Origin of the sequence: Aeromonas sp. ZOR0002 (assembly GCF_963866995.1) — a bacterium.
Taxonomy (GTDB): domain Bacteria; phylum Pseudomonadota; class Gammaproteobacteria; order Enterobacterales; family Aeromonadaceae; genus Aeromonas; species Aeromonas caviae.
In genome coordinates, this window is sequence record NZ_CAWMFQ010000188.1 from 1 (window position 1) to 19,072 (window position 19,072).

At 59.8% G+C, this 19,072-nt stretch carries 19 protein-coding genes and 1 tRNA gene; 3 read left to right on the forward strand and 17 right to left on the reverse strand.

What is annotated here, in order from left to right; genetic code table 11:
* Together AACR77_RS11385 and AACR77_RS11390 are read left to right on the forward strand one after the other, a co-directional pair.
* Positions 1-1,243 (forward strand): PKD domain-containing protein (locus tag AACR77_RS11385; protein ID WP_042881518.1); only part of this gene is annotated, 1,243 nt, incomplete at its 5' end.
* Between the two features lie 147 nt (positions 1,244-1,390).
* On the forward strand, positions 1,391-1,861 hold the full coding sequence (locus AACR77_RS11390; RefSeq protein ID WP_042881520.1) for a tetratricopeptide repeat protein: 471 nt from the start codon (positions 1,391-1,393) through the stop codon (positions 1,859-1,861).
* A gap of 47 nt (positions 1,862-1,908) precedes the next feature.
* Here the strand turns inward: AACR77_RS11390 and AACR77_RS11395 are convergent.
* The 5 genes from AACR77_RS11395 to rpsU all read right to left on the reverse strand — a co-directional run bounded on the left by AACR77_RS11395 (position 1,909) and on the right by rpsU (position 6,810).
* Positions 1,909-1,985 (reverse strand) — tRNA-Ile (locus tag AACR77_RS11395).
* Between the two features lie 194 nt (positions 1,986-2,179).
* A complete protein-coding gene (gene rpoD / locus AACR77_RS11400) occupies positions 2,180-4,075 on the reverse strand; it encodes an RNA polymerase sigma factor RpoD (protein WP_263639565.1) in 1,896 nt (631 codons plus the stop codon).
* A 183-nt stretch (positions 4,076-4,258) separates the two neighbouring features.
* A complete protein-coding gene (gene dnaG, locus AACR77_RS11405) occupies positions 4,259-6,046 on the reverse strand; it encodes a DNA primase (RefSeq protein ID WP_042881522.1) in 1,788 nt (595 codons plus the stop codon).
* An 89-nt stretch (positions 6,047-6,135) separates the two neighbouring features.
* Positions 6,136-6,579, reverse strand: coding sequence for a GatB/YqeY domain-containing protein (locus tag AACR77_RS11410; RefSeq protein WP_010675618.1), 444 nt, complete (start codon positions 6,577-6,579; stop codon positions 6,136-6,138).
* A gap of 15 nt (positions 6,580-6,594) precedes the next feature.
* A complete protein-coding gene (gene rpsU, locus AACR77_RS11415; protein ID WP_005309452.1) occupies positions 6,595-6,810 on the reverse strand; it encodes a 30S ribosomal protein S21 in 216 nt (71 codons plus the stop codon).
* A gap of 179 nt (positions 6,811-6,989) precedes the next feature.
* On the opposite strand from rpsU, the gene tsaD reads away from it, so the two are divergent.
* Entirely contained in the window at positions 6,990-8,003 is a 1,014-nt protein-coding gene (gene tsaD, locus AACR77_RS11420) for a tRNA (adenosine(37)-N6)-threonylcarbamoyltransferase complex transferase subunit TsaD (RefSeq protein WP_042881524.1), read from the forward strand.
* A gap of 73 nt (positions 8,004-8,076) precedes the next feature.
* Here tsaD and rpoS read toward each other — a convergent pair whose 3' ends face one another.
* The 12 genes from rpoS to mazG form a co-directional block, all read right to left on the reverse strand.
* Positions 8,077-9,060 carry an RNA polymerase sigma factor RpoS gene (gene rpoS / locus AACR77_RS11425; protein WP_010675620.1) on the reverse strand — a complete coding sequence of 328 codons (984 nt, stop codon included), beginning with the start codon at positions 9,058-9,060 and terminating at the stop codon, positions 8,077-8,079.
* A 46-nt stretch (positions 9,061-9,106) separates the two neighbouring features.
* Positions 9,107-10,177, reverse strand: a complete 1,071-nt coding sequence (locus AACR77_RS11430; protein WP_039041047.1) for a LysM peptidoglycan-binding domain-containing protein — start codon at positions 10,175-10,177, stop codon at positions 9,107-9,109.
* Positions 10,178-10,186: 9 nt separating this feature from the next.
* On the reverse strand, positions 10,187-10,768 hold the full coding sequence (locus AACR77_RS11435; RefSeq protein ID WP_010675622.1) for a YqaA family protein: 582 nt from the start codon (positions 10,766-10,768) through the stop codon (positions 10,187-10,189).
* Positions 10,765-11,382 carry a protein-L-isoaspartate(D-aspartate) O-methyltransferase gene (locus tag AACR77_RS11440; protein WP_010675623.1) on the reverse strand — a complete coding sequence of 206 codons (618 nt, stop codon included), beginning with the start codon at positions 11,380-11,382 and terminating at the stop codon, positions 10,765-10,767. Before AACR77_RS11440 ends, AACR77_RS11435 begins: the two co-directional genes overlap by 4 nt.
* Positions 11,383-11,386: 4 nt before the next feature.
* Positions 11,387-12,148 carry a 5'/3'-nucleotidase SurE gene (surE, locus tag AACR77_RS11445; RefSeq protein WP_039041045.1) on the reverse strand — a complete coding sequence of 254 codons (762 nt, stop codon included), beginning with the start codon at positions 12,146-12,148 and terminating at the stop codon, positions 11,387-11,389.
* On the reverse strand, positions 12,129-13,187 hold the full coding sequence (gene truD / locus AACR77_RS11450; protein WP_042881532.1) for a tRNA pseudouridine(13) synthase TruD: 1,059 nt from the start codon (positions 13,185-13,187) through the stop codon (positions 12,129-12,131). Before truD ends, surE begins: the two co-directional genes overlap by 20 nt.
* Complete coding sequence (ispF, locus tag AACR77_RS11455) at positions 13,187-13,663, reverse strand: 2-C-methyl-D-erythritol 2,4-cyclodiphosphate synthase (RefSeq protein WP_042881525.1); 477 nt, start codon at positions 13,661-13,663, stop codon at positions 13,187-13,189. Before ispF ends, truD begins: the two co-directional genes overlap by 1 nt.
* 58 nt (positions 13,664-13,721) lie before the next feature.
* Positions 13,722-14,453: a 2-C-methyl-D-erythritol 4-phosphate cytidylyltransferase gene (gene ispD / locus AACR77_RS11460; protein WP_042881527.1), complete on the reverse strand. Its 732-nt coding sequence runs from the start codon at positions 14,451-14,453 to the stop codon at positions 13,722-13,724.
* The gene (ftsB, locus tag AACR77_RS11465; RefSeq protein WP_010675628.1) at positions 14,446-14,763 is read right to left on the reverse strand and encodes a cell division protein FtsB; all 318 of its coding nucleotides are present in this window, start codon (positions 14,761-14,763) and stop codon (positions 14,446-14,448) included. Before ftsB ends, ispD begins: the two co-directional genes overlap by 8 nt.
* Positions 14,764-14,940: 177 nt before the next feature.
* Positions 14,941-16,242: a phosphopyruvate hydratase gene (gene eno / locus AACR77_RS11470; protein WP_005335583.1), complete on the reverse strand. Its 1,302-nt coding sequence runs from the start codon at positions 16,240-16,242 to the stop codon at positions 14,941-14,943.
* Between the two features lie 89 nt (positions 16,243-16,331).
* Positions 16,332-17,969: a glutamine hydrolyzing CTP synthase gene (pyrG, locus tag AACR77_RS11475; protein WP_039041042.1), complete on the reverse strand. Its 1,638-nt coding sequence runs from the start codon at positions 17,967-17,969 to the stop codon at positions 16,332-16,334.
* 141 nt (positions 17,970-18,110) lie between these two features.
* A complete protein-coding gene (gene mazG / locus AACR77_RS11480; protein ID WP_042881529.1) occupies positions 18,111-18,908 on the reverse strand; it encodes a nucleoside triphosphate pyrophosphohydrolase in 798 nt (265 codons plus the stop codon).
* Positions 18,909-19,072: the final 164 nt, after the last annotated feature.

The following is a 19,072-nucleotide window of genomic DNA, read 5'->3' on the forward strand; positions in this document are numbered from 1 at the left end:
GAACGTCCCCGGCATGAAGGCGGCCGCCATCATCGCCGGTTGCACCAAGGCCAGCCCCTGCGGCGGTTCCGTCCTGCCGGGCAACAAGTTCAGCAGCATGAACCTGCGCGGCACCCATAACGCCTGGGGCAACACCCCCATGACCGTCGATGCCAACCGTGTCTGGTCCGCCACCCTCACCCTGACCGGCAACGGTGACGCCACCGGTGCCCAGCGCTTCAAGTTCGACGTCTTCGGCAACTGGGCCGAGAACTACGGCGACAACGAAGGGGATGGCATCGCCGACAAGGGCAGTAGCAAGGATATCCTGGTCAGCGGGGCGGGCACCTACCGCATCACCCTGAGCGAGAGCGATCTGCGCTACACGGTCACCCCCCTCACCAGCAACCAGGCGCCGGTCGCCGCCCTCTCCCCCAAAACCCTCAGCGTCAAGGCGGGTGAGAGCGTGGTGTTCGACGCCTCTGCTTCCAGCGATGATGGCGGCGTGGTGAGCTACAGCTGGTCCAGCGGGGGCACCGCTGCCACGGAGACAGTCCGGTTCGATACCCCGGGTACCCATACCGTGACGGTCACCGTGACCGATGCGGAAGGGTTGACCGCCAGTGCCAGCGCCACCGTGACCGTCACCGACGACAACGGCACCTACGCCAGCGTACTGCCCACCCTGAACTTCCGCGGCACCCCCAATGCCTGGGGCTCCCTTGCCATGACGCTGATCGCCGACAATCAGTGGGAAGCCCTGGTCACCTTCGACGGTCAGACCAACCAGCGCTTCAAGTTCGACGTCAAGGGGGACTGGACCCAGAACTACGGAGACACCAACAAGGACGGCGTGGCCGAACTGACCGGCAGTGACATCCTCACCCCGGTCATCGGCCAGTACCGGGTACGTTTCAACGATCAGACCCTGCAATACAGCCTGACTCCGGTGAGCGTCACCTATGCCAAGAATGTCGCCAGCCTCAACATTCGCGGCACCACCAACAACTGGGGCACCACCCCCATGTCCCTGGTCGGTGATCACCTCTGGCAGGCCAGCGTCACCTTCACCGGCAGCGGTGATGGCAACGGCGGCCAGCGTTTCAAGTTCGACGTCAAGGGGGACTGGACCCAGAACTACGGCGACACCAACAAGGATGGCGTGGCCGAGCTGGCCGGGGCAGACATCACCACGGCAGTGGTCGGTGCCTATGTGGTGCGCTTCAACGACCAGACCCTGGCCTACAGCCTGAGCGCCCAGTAAGGCTGGACACACGCCAGGGCCATTTCGCCCCGGCGCCGAACCAGGCCTCCCGCCATCGGCGGGAGGCCTTTTTCATGGCCCCATGACCCGTTCCCCGCCAGCCTGTCGGCAGGCATACTGATCCTTCATCCCCATGCAGGAGCACATATGAAACAGTTGAACACCCTCAAGGCCGAGGGACGGATCGAGGAAGCCCGTCAGCACGGTCTGCTGCAACTCATCGAGCACCCGGCCCACGCCGAGCTGCATTACGAAGTGGCCAGCCTGCACGACATGCTGGGGCGAGAGGCCCAGGCCATTCCCCTCTATCAGAAGGCCGTGTCGCTGGGGCTTGGCGAGGCGTCGCTGCGCGGGGCCCTGCTTGGACTAGGCAGCTCCTATCGCACCACGGGCCGTCATGCCGAGGCGCTGGTCACCTTTGACGAGGCCCTGTCCCGCTTCCCCGATGCCGTGGAGTTCAAGGTGTTTCGTGCCATGACCTGCTACAACCAGGGGCGCAGCAAGGAGGGGATGGAGACGCTGCTGGGGATCCTCGCGACTACCACCACGGATCCCGCCCTGCTTCCCTACCGGCGCGCCATGGCACTCTATGCCGAGGATCTGGACAGACGATGGTGAGCGCCAGAAACGACAAAGCCGCTCAAAAGAGCGGCTTTGTCTGAAAATGGTGGCCCCTGGGGGACTTGAACCCACGACCAATCGATTATGAGTCGACTGCTCTGACCAACTGAGCTAAGGGGCCATTGATGCTGGTTAGCGGCGTGGATTATAGGGGATGGCGGATACCCCGTCCATAGTCAGATCAACCACTTGGCGAGATTTCATCCATATTCAAGCGGTTCCATGACCCCTCTTCACGCCCATGCCAGCACGGATAAAACAAAGCCCCGCATGGCGGGGCTTTTTGTTGCAATGTCAGGCTGACAGAACCCGGGACTACTCGTCCAGGAAGCTGCGCAGCACTTCCGAGCGGCTCGGATGACGCAGCTTGCGCAGGGCCTTGGCTTCGATCTGACGGATACGCTCACGGGTGACGTCGAACTGCTTGCCCACTTCCTCGAGGGTGTGGTCGGTGTTCATGTCGATACCGAAGCGCATGCGCAGTACCTTGGCTTCCCGTGCGGTCAGCCCGGCCAGCACTTCGCGGGTCGCGTTGCGCAGGCTCTCGCTGGTAGCCGCATCCGCTGGCAGAGCCAGGGTGGTATCTTCGATGAAGTCGCCCAAGTGGGAGTCTTCATCATCACCGATGGGCGTCTCCATGGAGATGGGCTCCTTGGCGATTTTCAGTACCTTGCGGATCTTGTCTTCCGGCATGCCCATACGCATGGCCAGCTCTTCCGGGTTCGGTTCACGACCCATCTCCTGCAGCATCTGGCGGGAGATACGGTTGAGCTTGTTGATGGTCTCGATCATGTGCACCGGGATACGGATGGTACGGGCCTGATCCGCGATGGAGCGGGTAATGGCCTGACGGATCCACCAGGTGGCATAGGTCGAGAACTTGTAGCCGCGACGATATTCGAACTTGTCGACCGCCTTCATCAGACCGATGTTGCCCTCCTGGATCAGATCCAGGAACTGCAGACCGCGGTTGGTGTACTTCTTGGCGATGGAGATAACCAGACGCAAGTTGGCCTCAACCATCTCTTTCTTCGCACGGCGGGCTTTGGCCTCACCAATGCTCATGCGGCGGTTGATATCCTTGATCTGGGCAATCGACAGACCGGTCTCTTCTTCGATCTGCTGCAGCTTGCCGATGGAACGCAGGACTTCTTCGTCCATCTCGAGCAGGCGGGGAGACCACGCCTTGCCGGCCTGCTTCTGGTATTCGAACCAGGCAGTTTCGCACTCGTTGTTGGTGAAGGCCGCGACGAAGGTCTTCTTCGGCATCTTGGCCTGCTCAACGCAGAGCTTCATGATGATGCGTTCCTGCACGCGGACACGCTCCATCATCTCCCGCATGTTGTTGACCAGGCGATCGAACTGCTTGGGCATCAGGCGGAATTGACGGAAGACATCGGCCAGCTGGGCGATGGCATTCTGGGTGTCGTCGTGGGCACGGCCATTCTGCTGAATGGAGAGACGAGTCACCTCGTACTGGGCACGCAGTTCGCCGAATTTCTCGCGAGCGACTTCCGGATCCGGGCCACCGTCGCCGTCATCGTCGGAGTTGTCACCGTCTTCGTCTTCGTCCTCATCTTCGTCTTCGTCTTCGTCGGCGAGGTCGTCCTCGCTGAGCTCGGAGCCGATATGAGTGGCGGTCGGCGCCACGTCATCCACTTCGTTCGGATCGATGAAGCCGGAGATGATGTCGGACAGGCGAAGCTGCTCGGCTTCGTACTTGTCGTACTGTTCGAGCAGATAGGTGATGGCTTCAGGGTACTCGGCGACGGAGCTTTGTACCTGGTTGATACCGTCTTCAATCCGCTTGGCGATGTCGATCTCGCCTTCGCGGGTCAGCAGTTCGACGGTACCCATTTCCCGCATGTACATGCGGACGGGATCGGTCGTGCGACCAATCTCAGATTCAACAGATGCCAGAGCCTGGGCCGCTGCTTCGGCAGCGTCCTCATCGGCGGTACCACCTTCAGCCATGATAAGGTCATCGGCATCCGGAGCGTTTTCAACCACTTGAATGCCCATATCGTTGATCATCTGGATGATGTCTTCGATCTGGTCTGAATCGACAATGTCTTGCGGGAGGTGATCGTTCACCTCGGCATAGGTCAGGTAGCCCTGTTCTTTACCTTTGGCAACGAGGAGTTTAAGCTGAGACTGCGGGGTTTGCTCCATAGAACTCATCCGGTTGGTGTTGCTAGGTTGCGCGTACAGTGCGCTGCTGCGCAAATAGCCAATTCTAATAGAAAACCGCCAGACATGCTATGTCTGGTTGCGGCGTCGGTCATGAGAAACCCCTGCCCGCAGTGTTGTCGGGGCCAGGTGGTTATAAAGTGTTTGCTTTCAATCCCGTCGATTCGGGCAACGCTATTCATATTGGGACTGCTCACTCAAATATCAAGCCCCACTCTCATTTCTTTTCTCAATCTGCACCTCTCTGATCAGCATCATCAGCTCCTGAGTTTCCTCAGAGCTTAGCCCTTCCTGCGCCACCTTGGCCTGCAATTCTTCGATCCGTTGCTTCAGGAAAAGGTTGATGAAACCGACAAAGGTATCCTGCAATTCTCCCAGAATATCGGGCTCCTGGTCGAGCTTTACCTCTTCAAACAGGTCATGCATCGCCAGCTGGGCAAGTATTTCTCCCTCTTTTGTGCCGCGCCAATGCTCCAGCAGGATACCCGTTGTCACTCCCGGCTGGGTCAGGATCTGCTGGTGCAACTGCAACAGGAAAGGGATCCCCTGCAGGCGCAGCCCAGCCAACTCGGGCATGGCCGGCAGCTCGGCGGTGATCGCCGGATACTGCACCATCAGGGCCAGAGCCCTGCGGATCGGCGTCAGCTTGGTCGCCTTGGGTTTGTTGACTTCCACCTTGGGCTGGCTGTTGCGGGCAAACAGCTCGGTAATCCGCTGCTTGTTTTCTCCCCAACGCATCATGCTGGAGAGTCGGGTAATCAACCCCTCACGAGTGAAACCTTCCGGTACCCGACGAATCAGCTCGGCGGCCTTGTTGGCCACTTCAAACTTGCCTGCCTCACCGGAAAGAGCCGCATCGCGCCCGAGGCGTTCGAACATGAAATCCGCAAACGACTGGGCCTTGTCGAGCAGCGCTTCGAACCCCTCCTTGCCGATCTGGCGTACCAGCGAGTCGGGATCCTCGCCATCCGGCAAAAAGACGAACTTGAGTTCACGGCCGTCCTGCAGGTGGGAGAGCGCGTTATCCAGCGCCCGCCAGGCCGCTTCCCGACCGGCGTTGTCGCCGTCGTAGCAACAGACCACCTCTGCCGTGGTACGGAACAGGGTGTGGATGTGATCGCTGGTGGTCGCAGTCCCCAGTGCCGCCACCGCATAGTCGATGTCGTACTGGCCGAGCGCCACCACATCCATATAGCCTTCCACCACCAGGATCCGGCGCGGATCCTTGTGTGCCTGCTTGACCTCATAAAGGCCGAACAGCTCTCGCCCCTTGTGGAAGATGGGGGTTTCGGGGGAGTTCAGGTACTTGGGCGTGCCATCCCCCAGCACTCGGCCACCGAAGCCGATGACCCGGCCGCGTTTGTCCCGGATCGGAAACATGATGCGATCGCGGAAACGATCGTAGCTGCCCGGGCCGCTGTCACGGGGGATCAGCATACCGCCCGAAATCAGCAGTTGTTCGTGATCCCTACTGGCGCCAAAGCGGCGACGCACCTGATCCCAGTCCCCAGGGGCATAACCGATGTTGAAGCGCTTGACCACCTCGCCAGTCAGGCCCCGGCCTTTCAGATACTCCACCGCCTGAGGCGCGTTCTTGAGATTGCTCTCGTAGAAGCGCGCAATCTGGTTCATCAGCTCGAACAGATCCTTACTGACGGCAGGTTGGCTATGGCTTGATCCACCCGCCGTTTGCTCACGGGGGACCTGCATGCCGTGCAGGCTTGCCAGCTCTTCGATGGCATCGGGGAATTCCAGGCCGTCGTACTCCATGACAAAGCCGATGGCATTGCCGTGGGCACCACAACCGAAACAGTGATAGAACTGCTTCTCTTGGCTGACGGTAAAGGAGGGGCTTTTTTCGTTATGAAAAGGGCAGCAAGCCTGGTAGTTCTTACCGGCTTTCTTCAACCGCACACGGGAGTCGATCAACTCGACTATGTCCGTGCGTACGAGCAGATCATCGATAAAGGATTGCGGGATCCTGCCAGCCATAACCGTCCTGTTTCATTGCATAGGAAATAAAAAAGCCGCGCATTCCAATGGGAAGCACGGCTTCTTCGACCAAACAAGAGAGTTGCCTGTTACGCCAAGCGGGTTTTCACCTGAGCACTGACGGCGCCGACATCGGCACGCCCCTGAATTTTTGGCTTCAAGACAGCCATGACTTTACCCATGTCAGCCATGACGGCAGCACCACTTTCAGTGATGGCTTGCTCGATCAGGGCGGCAATTTCGTCTGCGGTCAGCTGTTGTGGCAGGAACTCCTGCAGCACAACGATCTCGGCGGACTCTTTGTCGGCAAGATCCTGGCGACCGGCAGCTTCAAACTGGCTGATGGAATCGCGACGCTGTTTGACCATTTTGGTCACGACAGCGAGGATCTCTTCATCATTGAGCTCGACACGGGTATCGACTTCACGCTGCTTGATTTCTGCCATCAACAAGCGGATAGCACCCAACCGAGGCTTGTCTTTGGCAAGCATGGCGAGCTTTTGCTGATCCTTGAGTTGATCCTTCAGAGACACGGCATGATCCCTTGATTAGTACAGGCGGATACGACGTGCGTTTTCGCGGGACAGCTTCTTGGCGTGACGCTTGACAGCGGACGCTTTGGCACGCTTGCGAATGGTAGTCGGCTTCTCGTAGAACTCACGGCTACGAACTTCGGACAGGATACCGGCCTTTTCGCAAGAACGCTTGAAGCGACGCAGAGCAACGTCAAACGGCTCATTTTCACGGACTTTGATTACTGGCATGTGCCTTTCACCTCAGTGATAAATTGTTAGCTGACCTTCAATCGATCAGCATGTCTTAAAATGGTGCGAAATTATACTCTGGACAGGGAATGAAAGTAAACCCGCAGAGATCGCTCTGGTTTAAAAAACCCGCGAAGGTTACCATAGCCGTCTCATTTTAGCAGTGAAAATTTTTAGCAATGCGTGTATTGGGCATAGAGACATCCTGTGACGAAACCGGGATCGCGATCTTCGATGATCAAAAAGGGATCCTTTCCCACCAGTTATATAGCCAGGTCAAGCTGCATGCGGACTACGGTGGCGTTGTCCCCGAACTCGCCAGCCGGGATCACGTTCGCAAGACGATCCCGTTGATCCAGGCCGCATTGCGGGAGGCTGGACTGGGCAAGGATGACATCGATGGCATCGCCTATACCGCGGGTCCGGGTCTGGTTGGCGCCATTCTGGTGGGGGCAACCATCGGCCGTTCGCTGGCGATGGCGTGGAACAAGCCGGCTATCGCCGTCCACCATATGGAAGGTCACCTGCTGGCGCCCATGCTGGAAGAGAAAGCCCCCGAGTTCCCCTTCGTGGCGCTGCTGGTCTCCGGCGGCCACTCCATGCTGGTACGGGTTGATGGCATCGGCAGCTACCAGCTGCTGGGCGAATCCATCGACGATGCCGCCGGCGAGGCGTTCGACAAGACCGCCAAGCTGATGGGGCTGGACTATCCGGGTGGCCCGCTGCTCTCCCGTCTGGCCGAGAAGGGCACCAACGGGCGTTTCCACTTCCCCCGTCCCATGACTGATCGCCCCGGGCTCGACATGAGCTTCTCCGGCCTCAAGACCTTTGCCGCCAACACCATCGCCGCCAACGGCGATGATGAGCAGACCCGCGCCGATATCGCCCGTGCGTTTGAAGATGCGGTGGTCGATACCCTGGCCATCAAGTGCCGTCGTGCCCTGAAAGAGACCGGTCTCAATCGTCTGGTCGTGGCAGGCGGCGTCAGCGCCAACCGTCATCTGCGCGCCCGGCTGGCCGAGCTGATGGAGAGCCTCAAAGGTGAAGTCTTCTACCCGCGCACCGAATACTGCACCGACAACGGCGCCATGATCGCCTATGCCGGCATGCAACGCCTGAAGGCGGGAGTCTTCGAACCCCTCGTCGTCAAGGCCGTGCCGCGCTGGCCGCTGGACACTCTGGATCCGGTGTGATCCGGAGGATCCACGACAAAAAGAAAGGGGCCTGCGGCCCCTTTTTCATCTTGATGACGGTATTCATACCCGTTTAGTTGGTGCGGAACAACGCTTCGATGGAGAGTCCCTGCCCCAGCAGGATCTCCCGCAAGCGGCGCAACCCTTCTACCTGGATCTGACGCACCCGCTCGCGGGTCAGACCAATCTCGGCGCCCACGTCTTCCAGGGTGGCCGGTTCATAGCCGAGCAGACCGAAACGGCGGGCCAGCACTTCGCGCTGCTTGGGATTCAGCTCCTCCAGCCAGTGCACTATGCTGCTGCGCATGTCATCTTCCTGGGACTCCAGCTCGGGCCCCATGCCGCGCTCGTCGGAAAGTACATCCAGCAGCGCCTTGTCGCGATCGCCACCAATGGGAGTATCCACCGAGGTGATCTTCTCGTTGAGCTTGAGCATGCGATTCACATCGTCCACAGAGCGATCCAGTGCAGAGGCGATATCCTCGGCGGTCGGCTCATGGTCGAGACGATGAGAAAGCTCGCGCGCAGTGCGCAGATAGACGTTCAGCTCCTTGACCACATGGATGGGCAGACGAATGGTACGGGTCTGGTTCATGATGGCCCGTTCTATGGTCTGGCGGATCCACCAGGTGGCATAGGTAGAGAAACGGAAGCCTCGCTCGGGGTCGAACTTCTCGACGGCGCGGATAAGGCCGAGGTTGCCCTCTTCGATGAGATCCAGCAGCACCAGGCCGCGGTTGTTGTAGCGCCGGGCAATCTTGACCACCAGGCGCAGGTTGGATTCAATCATGCGCTTGCGCGCCGCTTTGTCGCCACGCAGGGCACGGCGGGCGTAGTAGACTTCCTCTTCGGCCGTGAGCAAGGGGGAGAAGCCTATCTCCCCCAGATAGAGCTGGGTGGCGTCCATTACCTTGTTCAGCTCTGGCGCCATCAGTTCATCGGAAATGGTCTCTTCGGCTTCGGCCGCCACTTCCTGAACCTCTTCTTCCTCCTGAACCTCCAGCTCCTCGTCGAACTCTAACTCTGCATCCTGCATTACCAGTTGTTCTTGGCTCATGATATCTCTCCCTGACCTACACCAGAGTAAGACTCAGCTCTCTGAGTTAACGCTTTGGCAAATAGCCCATCGGGTTGATCGACTTGCCTTTGTACCGGATTTCAAAGTGCAAGCGCACATCCGGCGCATCCGTGCTACCCATATTGGCGATAACCGCTCCGCCCTTCACGGTGTCTCCCTCCTTGACCCTCAACTCATCGTTGTGAGCGTAGGCGGAGAGGTAATCATCGTTGTGCTTGAGAATTATCAGCTTGCCATAACCTCGCAGTGCACTGCCCGCATAGACCACTTTGCCGCTGCTCGCAGCGTAAATGGGTTGGCCCTTCTGGCCGGAAATGTCGATGCCCTTGTTGCCTTGTTCCGCAACGGAGAAGCCTTCAACGATCCGCCCTTTGGTCGGCCAATGCCAGGAGAGTGTTGACGAGGAACTGACGGTTTTTTGTTCTTTCGCCTGAGCGTATGCTGTTGACGAGGCAGGAGCAATCGTTTTCTGAGCAATAAATGGTGTGGTCGTACCTGCCGGAGCCGTGGCCAGGGGTTTGGGCCCCGTGCTGGTCACAACCGGTGTGGTTGCTGCCACCATCTGACCACCCGAGGAACCCGAGCCCCCCACATTGAGCACCTGGCCCACGTGCAATGCATAAGGAGCCTGGAGGTTGTTGCGCTGGGCCAAGGCCTGGTTGGAAAGACCGAACTGGCGACCGATGCTGCTCAATGTATCGCCACGGCGCACCTCGTAACTACCAGACCCCGTCACGCTGCCACGACTGACAGGGCTGCCGACGGTTGCCACCGCCATGGGGGCGGAAGCGCCATCGAGCCTGAGCTGCTGGCCGGGATAAATGTTATAGGGGGGAGTGATGCCATTGATGCTGATAAGCGAAGCCACATCCATGCCAGAACGAAATGCAATGGAGTAGAGAGTGTCTCCTTTGACCACGGTGTACCCGTTGCCTGCAATGCCGGGCTTGGTCATACCTTGACGCACGGGGATGGTCGAAGCGACCTGATCATTGCCCAGGCTGTGCACCGGAGCCGCAGTCTTGCTGGAGGAACAGGCAAGCAGCAGCCATGACAACACGACGACACCGCTACCTTGCCAAACACGCGAACACATAGTGGATCCTTAACGACTAAACCAGAAATAGGCCGCAACGGCCAAACCAATACAGAGCCAGCCCAGCACATCCACATAGTGCATCAGCTTGCGCTCCATCTTCTCGCCGCCCCAGCGCATCAGACCTGCAACCAGGAAGAAGCGCATGCCACGACCGATCAGCGAGGTCAGGATGAAAGGCAACAGTGCCATGTGAAGCAAGCCAGCCGTGACGGTAAACACCTTGTAGGGGATCGGCGTGAAGCTGGCAATAAAAATAACCCAGATGCCCCACTGCGCGAACCACTGCTCGGCCAGGGCAATCTTGTCCTCATAGCCAACCGAGGTCACCAGCGGCTGCACCACTGGCTCCCACAGGGCATAGCCGAGCAGATAACCAAACAGGGCGCCCAGCACCGAAAAGAGAGTGGCCAGCGCGGCATAGTGCCAGGCGCGATGAGGTTTGCCGAGCGCCATGGGCGCCAGCATCACATCCACCGGGATGGGCCAGAAGATGGATTCAATAAAGGCGGTGATGGCCAGATACCAGGGGGCATACTTGTGGCGTGCCCACTGCATCACCAGAACATAAAGGCGGGAAAACAACTTCACTCGACATCTCCGTCAATCAGGGGAACGAAACGTACCGGCTCCAGGATCCGGCTGGTGAGCTGGGAGCCCGATCGCTCGATGAGCTGCAGGGTCTGCTGGCCATCACCCACCGGCAACACCAGACGACCACCATCAGCCAGCTGATCGGTCAGGGCCTTGGGGACCTCACTGGCCGCCGCCGTCACCAGAATGGCGTCGAAAGGGCCCTTGTTGGGCCAACCTAGCCACCCATTGCCGTGCTTGGCCGACACATTGTGCAGGTCGAGCTGGCGCAATCTGCGCCGGGCCTGAAACTGCAGCGACTTGATCCGCTCCATGGTGTAGACATGCTCCACCAGGTGGGCCAGTACCGCCGTCTGGTAGCCCGATCCCGTCCCGATCTCCAGCACATGGGCCGGATCGTTCTGGATCAGCAGCTCGGTCATGCGCGCCACGATGTAAGGCTGGGAGATGGTCTGCCCATGGCCGATGGGCAGGGCCGTATTGTCCCAGGCCTTGTGGGCCATGGCCTCGTCCACAAACAGCTGGCGCGGCACCTTCGCGATCGCCGCCAATACGCGGAAATCGCGGACATCCTGGGCAATCAGTTGATTCAACAGGCGCTGTACTATCACAACGTCATCCCTGCAGATCCAGCCACGCGCCCAGGGTCGACAGACTGCCGTAGGCCGTCATGTCGATGGTCAGGGGAGTGATGGAGACATAACCCTGCTCGATGGCGGCAAAGTCCGTTCCCTCTCCCGCATCCTGCTGGTTGCCGGGGGGACCAATCCAGTAGACCGGCTGACCACGGGGATCCTCGGTGCGGATCACCGACTCCGCCCGGTGGCGATTGCCAAGGCGGGTCACCCTGATCCCCTTGATCTGCTCAAGCGGCAGGTCAGGCACATTCACGTTGAGGATCTGATCCGCAGGCAACGGATGCACCATCAGCCCCCGCACCAGCTGGGCGGCGTAGTGGGCCGCACTGGCGAAATGAGTCTTGCCCACCAGCGAAACGGCGATGGAGGGGAAACCAAGATGACGCCCTTCCGTCGCGGCCGCCACCGTCCCCGAGTAGATGACGTCATCCCCCAGGTTGGCCCCGTGATTGATACCGGCCACCACCATGTCGGGCTCAGGGCGCAGCAGTTCGTTGACCGCCAGATGAACGCAGTCGGTCGGCGTCCCCTTGACCGCATAACTCTTGATGCCGTGAAAACTGGACGCATCGAGGCGGATGACCCGCAGCGGCACTTCCAGCGTCAGGGAGTGGCTGGCACCGCTGCGGTTGCGATCCGGCGCCACCACCACGACCTCGCCACAGGCACGCAACGCCTCGCTGAGGGCGCGAATGCCCTCGGCGTGCACCCCATCGTCATTACTGACCAGAATTCGCATCGGTTGAGTTCCTGAAACCGTGATCGGCCTCTTCGGCCTGCATTAATTCGCGTACCACGCTGGTGGCAAAGGCGCCGGCCGGCAGGAAGAACGACAGGGTCAGCACCGCGTCCTCCCGTTGCCAGCTTATCTGCTCCGGCTTGAGCAGCAGCGGGCGCCTGTCCTGATCCAGCCCGGCTTTTTCCAGTCCTTCGCACCAGTCGCCATAAGGGGCCAGCACTCCTTGCTCGAACTCGGCGGCAGCACCCTGGCTCGCCAGACGGCCACGGCCCCACTGGGGAGCGGTCAGTTGCACGTCTCCGGAGGCAAGGCGCGCCTCCAGCTCGGGAGTCACGCTCTCTTCGCTGAAGATGGAGTGGCTGCCCTTGAGCATCACGCAGTCGCCTGCCAGCAGCTGATGGGCCAGTCCCTGCTCGATGCGGGCGCTGACGATGGCATTGAACAGCATGCTGCGGGCGGCGGACAGATAGAGGGAGCGCTTGTTGCGATCCTTGATCCGTTTGCCGGCGAACATCGCCTTGGCGGCCTCCAGGTTGTTGCCACCGCGGCCGAAACGCTGCTCGCCGTAGTAGTTGGGTACCCCCTGGGTTGCAATCGCCTGCAGACGGGATTCCAGCCCGTCGGCCTGCTCCAGCCCGGTGAGGCGCAGGGTGAAGTGGTTGCCCTTGAGATAGCCGACCCGCAGCTTCTTGTTGTGGCGCTTCACCTCAAGGATCCGGATGTTGTCGTTCTCGATGACCGAGAGATCCGGCTCGCCCTTGCCCGGCAGATGGATGCCGAACCACTGTTCGGTCACCGCATGGCGATCTTTCAGACCAGCCCAGGTCACCGCATTGCGGGCAACCCCGGCCGCATCGGCCAGCAGGCCAGCCACCCAGGCGGTATTCTCGCCGGTTTTGCGTACCCGGACGAAGATGTGTTCCCCCTCGCCGCAAGGTTCAAACCCGAGATCTTCATTGACCATGAAGTCGGCGGCCTCGGCCTTGAGGATGCCGCGAGCACTGGGCGTCCCGTGCAGATAGGCAAGTTGTTCAAGCATCATTGTTTCACCAGCAAGACGACGGCTTCGGTGGCGATCCCTTCCTTGCGCCCCGTGAATCCGAGTTGTTCGGTGGTGGTCGCCTTGACGTTCACCCGGTTCAAATCACATTGCAGATCTGCGGCCAGCACGGCGCACATGGCGTCGATATGGGGGGCCATCTTGGGGGCCTGGGCGATGATGGTCACATCCAGGTTGCCGATGGCATAACCTGCGAGCTGCACGCGGGCAAAGACATCCCGCAGCAGGATGCGGCTGTCGATGCCCTTGAATTCGGCTGAGGTATCGGGAAAGTGGCGGCCGATGTCACCGGCGCCGATGGCCCCCAGCAGGGCATCGCTCACCGCATGCAGCACCACGTCGCCATCGGAGTGGGCCAGCAGGCCCTGTTCATAGGGCACTGCCACCCCGCCCAGCATGCAGGGACCGACCCCGCCAAACTTGTGAACATCAAAACCATGTCCGATCCGCATCATGCCTGTGCCCTCCTCAATACACGGAAATCTGTCTCATCAAAACCATGTCCGGTGCGGATCATGCCTGCTCCTCTGGGGATGAATCGGGTCGTGCCGACCGGCACGCACGTTGTTGCTGTAAATAGAGCCCGGCCAGGGAGAGATCTTCCGGCCGGGTCACCTTGATGTTGTCGGCCCGCCCTTCCACCATGCGCACGGGGAAACCGGCCCGCTCCATGGCGGAGGCTTCATCCGTGATGGCGGCGCCGAGCGCCAGCCCCTCCTCCAGCGCCCGCTTGAGGGGGCGGACCAAAAACATCTGGGGCGTCAGGGCATGCCAGAGCTGCTCGCGATCCACGGTGGCGAGGATATTGCCGGCCGCATCGGTGCGCTTCATGGTATCGCGCACCCGGCTGCCGAGGATGGCACCGCCAGAGGCCATGGCGGCAGCAATGAGCGCATCGAGATCCTCGTGGGTCAGACAGGGCCGGGCGGCGTCGTGCACCAGTGCCCACTCCCCTTCTGCCATGTGCAACGCATTGAGCACGGAGAAGGCGCGCTCGCTTCCCCCTTCCACTCGCAACACCCGCGGATCGGTTGCCACGGTCAAGGTCTCAAACCAGCTGTCGTGGGGCGCCAGCGCCACGATCACACGGGCGATGGCGGGATGGGAGAGCAAACGCTCCAGGGTGTGCTCCAGAATGCATTTCCCTGCCAGGGACAGGTACTGCTTGGGGCAACTTGCCCCCATGCGACTGCCAATACCGGCAGCCGGGACGATGGCGGTCAGGCCGCTCAGGCTATCAGTCATCGTAGGGGGCACCATCAGGCTCCGTCACCTGATCCTTTTCTTTGGGAATGATTCGGTAGAAGGTCTCGCCCTGCTTGATGTAGCCAAGATCGTTGCGCGACAACTCCTCGATAGCCTCAAGGCCAGAAGTAAGATCGTCGATTTCCCGGTAAATCAGACTGTTGCGATCCTTGAGTACCAGGTTGTCCTGTTGCTGCCGCTCGATGGCGGTGGAGAGTTCCCGATAGTCGGAGAGGCCGTTTTTCCCCAGCCAGAGGTCATATTGCAGCCCTCCCAACAGGAGGAGCAGGATAAGAGTGAGTAGCCGCATGCACTGAGTCTCCTTCAAGCGGCTTAGTTTCCCATATTCGCAGGCAAGACAAAAGAAAGCCTGTGTGCCGGATGGGTTGGTCGGAATAAAAAATGCAGGTCACACACGCCCATAAGCGCAGAACGAAAAAGCCCCGCCAGATGGCGGGGCTTTGTGAAGCATGAACGCAGGCGAAAATTAAGCCTGGTTCTTCACTTCTTTCAGACCACGGAACGGAGCCTTGGCACCCAGGGCTTCTTCGATACGGATCAGCTGGTTGTACTTGGCAACACGGTCAGAACGGCTCATGGAACCGGTCTTGATCTGGCCAGCAGCGGTCCCCACAGCCAGGTCGGCGATGGTCGCGTCTTCGGTCTCACCGGAGCGGTGGGAGATGACGGCAGTGTAGCCAGCGTCTTTGGCCATCTTGATGGCAGCCAGCGTTTCGGTCAGGGAACCGATCTGGTTGAACTTGATCAGGATGGAGTTGGCGATGCCGTTGTCGATACCGCGCTTCAGGATCTTGGTGTTGGTTACGAACAGGTCGTCACCCACGATCTGGATTTTCTTGCCCAGTTCGGCGGTCTGGTAGGCGAAGCCTTCCCAGTCGGATTCGTCCAGGCCATCTTCGATGGAGACGATCGGGAACTTGGTGGTCAGGTCAGCCAGGAAGTCGGAGAAACCGTTGGAGGTGAAGACACGACCTTCGCCCTTCAGGTTGTACTCTTTCTTCTCTGCGTCGTAGAACTCGGACGCAGCGCAGTCCATGGCCAGGGTGATGTCGGTGCCCAGTTTGTAACCGGCAGCGGCAACGGCTTCAGCGATCACTTCCAGCGCTTCGGCGTTGGATTTCAGGTTCGGAGCGAAACCACCTTCGTCACCGACGGCAGTGTTGTAGCCCTTGGACTTCAGCACTTTGGCCAGGTTGTGGAACACTTCTGCGCCCATGCGAACGGCTTCTTTCAGGGTCTTGGCGCCAACCGGCTGGATCATGAACTCCTGGATGTCGACGTTGTTGTCGGCGTGCTCACCACCGTTGATGATGTTCATCATGGGCAGCGGCATGGAGTAGACACCCGGGGTGCCATTCAGCTCGGCGATGTGGGCGTACAGCGGCATGCCTTTGGCAGCAGCGGCAGCTTTGGCGTTGGCCAGGGAAACAGCCAGGATGGCGTTGGCGCCGAACTTGGATTTGTTCTCGGTACCGTCGAGGTCGATCATGATCTGGTCGACAGTGGCCTGGTCCTTGGCATCTTTACCCAGCAGAGCCTGAGCGATCGGGCCGTTGACGGCTTCGATGGCTTTCAGCACGCCTTTACCCAGGAAACGGCTCTTGTCGCCGTCACGCAGTTCCAGCGCTTCGCGGGAACCGGTGGACGCGCCAGACGGAGCGGCTGCCATACCAACAAAACCACCTTCCAGGTGAACTTCGGCCTCAACGGTCGGGTTACCACGGGAGTCGATGATTTCACGACCGATCACTTTAACGATCTTGGACATGTGTATTTCCTCAGGTTTCGTAAAAAAACAACAAAAATATGCCAAAAAAAGCGGCTGTGGCACAGAGCCCCAACCGCATTTATTTTCAATTACTTCAAATTACGCTTCTGATACTCGCCCGCCGCCTTCACAAAACCGGCGAACAGGGCGTGGCCATCACGGGGAGTCGAGGTGAACTCCGGGTGGAACTGCGCGGCCACGAACCAGGGGTGATCCGGGATCTCGATGATTTCCACCAGCTTTTTGTCGGCGGAGAGACCGGTCACCTTCAGACCTGCCGCTTCAATCTGCGGCAGCAGCTTGTTGTTCACTTCATAACGGTGACGGTGGCGCTCGTAAATGGTCGGGCTGCCGTACATCTGACGCACTTTGGAGTCTTCCACCAGGTGGCAGAGCTGGGAGCCCAGACGCATGGTACCGCCCAGATCGGACTTCTCGGTCCGGGTCTCGACGTTGCCTTCGTCATCCACCCACTCGGTGATGAGACCGACCACGGGGTACGGGCTGTCTTTCTTGAACTCGGAGGAGTGAGCCCCTTCCATGCCCGCCACGTTACGGGCGTATTCGATCAAGGCGACCTGCATGCCCAGGCAGATACCGAGGTACGGGATCTTGTTCTCGCGGGCATATTTGGCGGCCAGGATCTTGCCTTCCACGCCGCGTTCGCCGAAGCCACCCGGTACCAGGATCGCATCCAGACCTTCCAGCAGCTCGGCGCCACGGGTCTCGATGTCCTGGGAGTCGATGTACTTGATGTTGACGGAGAGACGGGTCTTCAGGCCACCGTGTTTGAGCGCTTCGTTGACGGACTTGTAGGCGTCCGGCAGGGAGACATACTTGCCCACCATGCCGATGGTGACTTCGGCAGTCGGGTTGGCCTCTTCATAGATGACCTGTTCCCACTCGGCCAGGTCGGCTTCTTTGCACTCGATGCCGAAGCGCTCGGTGATGTAGCCGTCCAGCCCCTGGGATTTCAGCAGCGCCGGGATCTTGTAGATGGAGTCGACATCCTTCATGGAGATGACGGCGCGCTCGGGCACGTTGCAGAACAGGGCGATCTTGGCACGCTCGTTGGCCGGAATGGCGCGGTCGGAGCGGCAGATCAGCACATCCGGCTGGATACCGATGGAGAGCAGCTCCTTCACGGAGTGCTGGGTCGGCTTGGTCTTCACCTCGCCGGCGGCGGCCAGGTAAGGAACCAGGGTCAGGTGCATGAACATGGCATTGTTGCGACCCACGATGGCCGCCAGCTGACGAATGGCTTCAAGGAACGGCAGGGACTCGATGTCGCCCACGGTACCGCCCACTTCGACGATGGCAACCTGATGGCCTTCGGCACCGGCAATCACCCGCTCCTTGATGGCGTTGGTGATGTGCGGGATCACCTGGATGGTGGCGCCCAGATAGTCACCACGACGCTCTTTGCGCAGCACGTCGGCATAGATGCGGCCGGTGGTGAAGTTGTTGCGGCGGGTCATCTTGGTGCGGATGAAACGCTCGTAGTGGCCCAAATCCAGATCGGTTTCGGCCCCGTCCTCGGTTACGAACACTTCACCATGCTGGGTCGGGCTCATGGTGCCCGGATCCACGTTGATGTACGGGTCCAGTTTCATGATGGTCACATCCAGACCACGGGCTTCCAGAATGGCTGCCAGAGAAGCTGCGGCAATGCCTTTGCCGAGGGATGAAACAACGCCACCAGTCACAAAAATATATTTGGTCGTCATGCTGAACCTGAAAGAAGTTTAGGGAATTTTAAGGGGTGCTTCGGGGATGAAGCAGGACGGGGAAACAGTATACCAAAACCCCCACTCCCAAACAATGAACAAAAATCTATCAGGCTCCTCGCCGCCCCGTCTTGCGCCAAATCAACTTTGCTCGGTTTCCTTGGCCCTGATCCAGGCCTCGTCCAGCTTCTCCAGGGAGCAATCCGTCATTTTCAGACCTTCTGCGGCAATAAAGTGTTCAACTTGACGAAAACGACGCTCAAACTTGGTGTTGGCAGCCCGCAGCACCTGCTCGGGATCCTTGCCCAGATGGCGCACCAGGTTGACGGTGGCAAACAAGAGATCGCCGAGCTCGTCGCTCACCCGCTCCTCGTCCACGTCGACCATCAGCGCCTCTTCCATCACCTCCTCGATCTCCTCGTGGATCTTGTCCACCACGGGCCCCAGGGTCTTCCAGTCGAAACCGACGGTGGCGCAGCGCTTCTGGATCTTGGCTGCTCGGGTCAGGGCAGGCAGGGAGAGGGGGATATCGTCCAGCACGCTCTCCTTGTCGAGCGCGGCCCGCTCTTTGGCCTTTTCCGCCTCCCAGTTCGCTTTGACCGCCTGCTCGTCACCCAGGTCGGCATCGGAGAAGACATGGGGGTGGCGGCGAATGAGCTTCTCGCTCACGGTATCGACGATGTCGGCAAAGTCGAACAATCCCTGCTCCTTGCCGAGCTGGGCATAGAACACGACCTGGAACAGCAGATCACCGAGCTCCCCCTTCAGCCCTTGCCAATCTTCGCTCTCAATGGCATCCGCCACCTCGTAGGCCTCCTCCAGGGTGTGCGGCACTATGGTCTGGAAGCTCTGCTTGAGATCCCAGGGACAGCCCCCGTTCGGGTCACGCAATCTGGCCATGATGTCGAGCAGTTGGGGAAGGTCGTAGCGTTGGGACATGGGCAACTCACTTTCGATTCGGTAAATGGGTTCATGAATATCCGCTCACGCCACTGCTCCACATGATGTGGAGCCATGGCGGCCGGAGATGGGGCGCGTGATATCCGTCTTCAATGCTCTGCAAGGAGGGAGAAAATGCAGACCGGCCACTGGGGCCGGTCGGT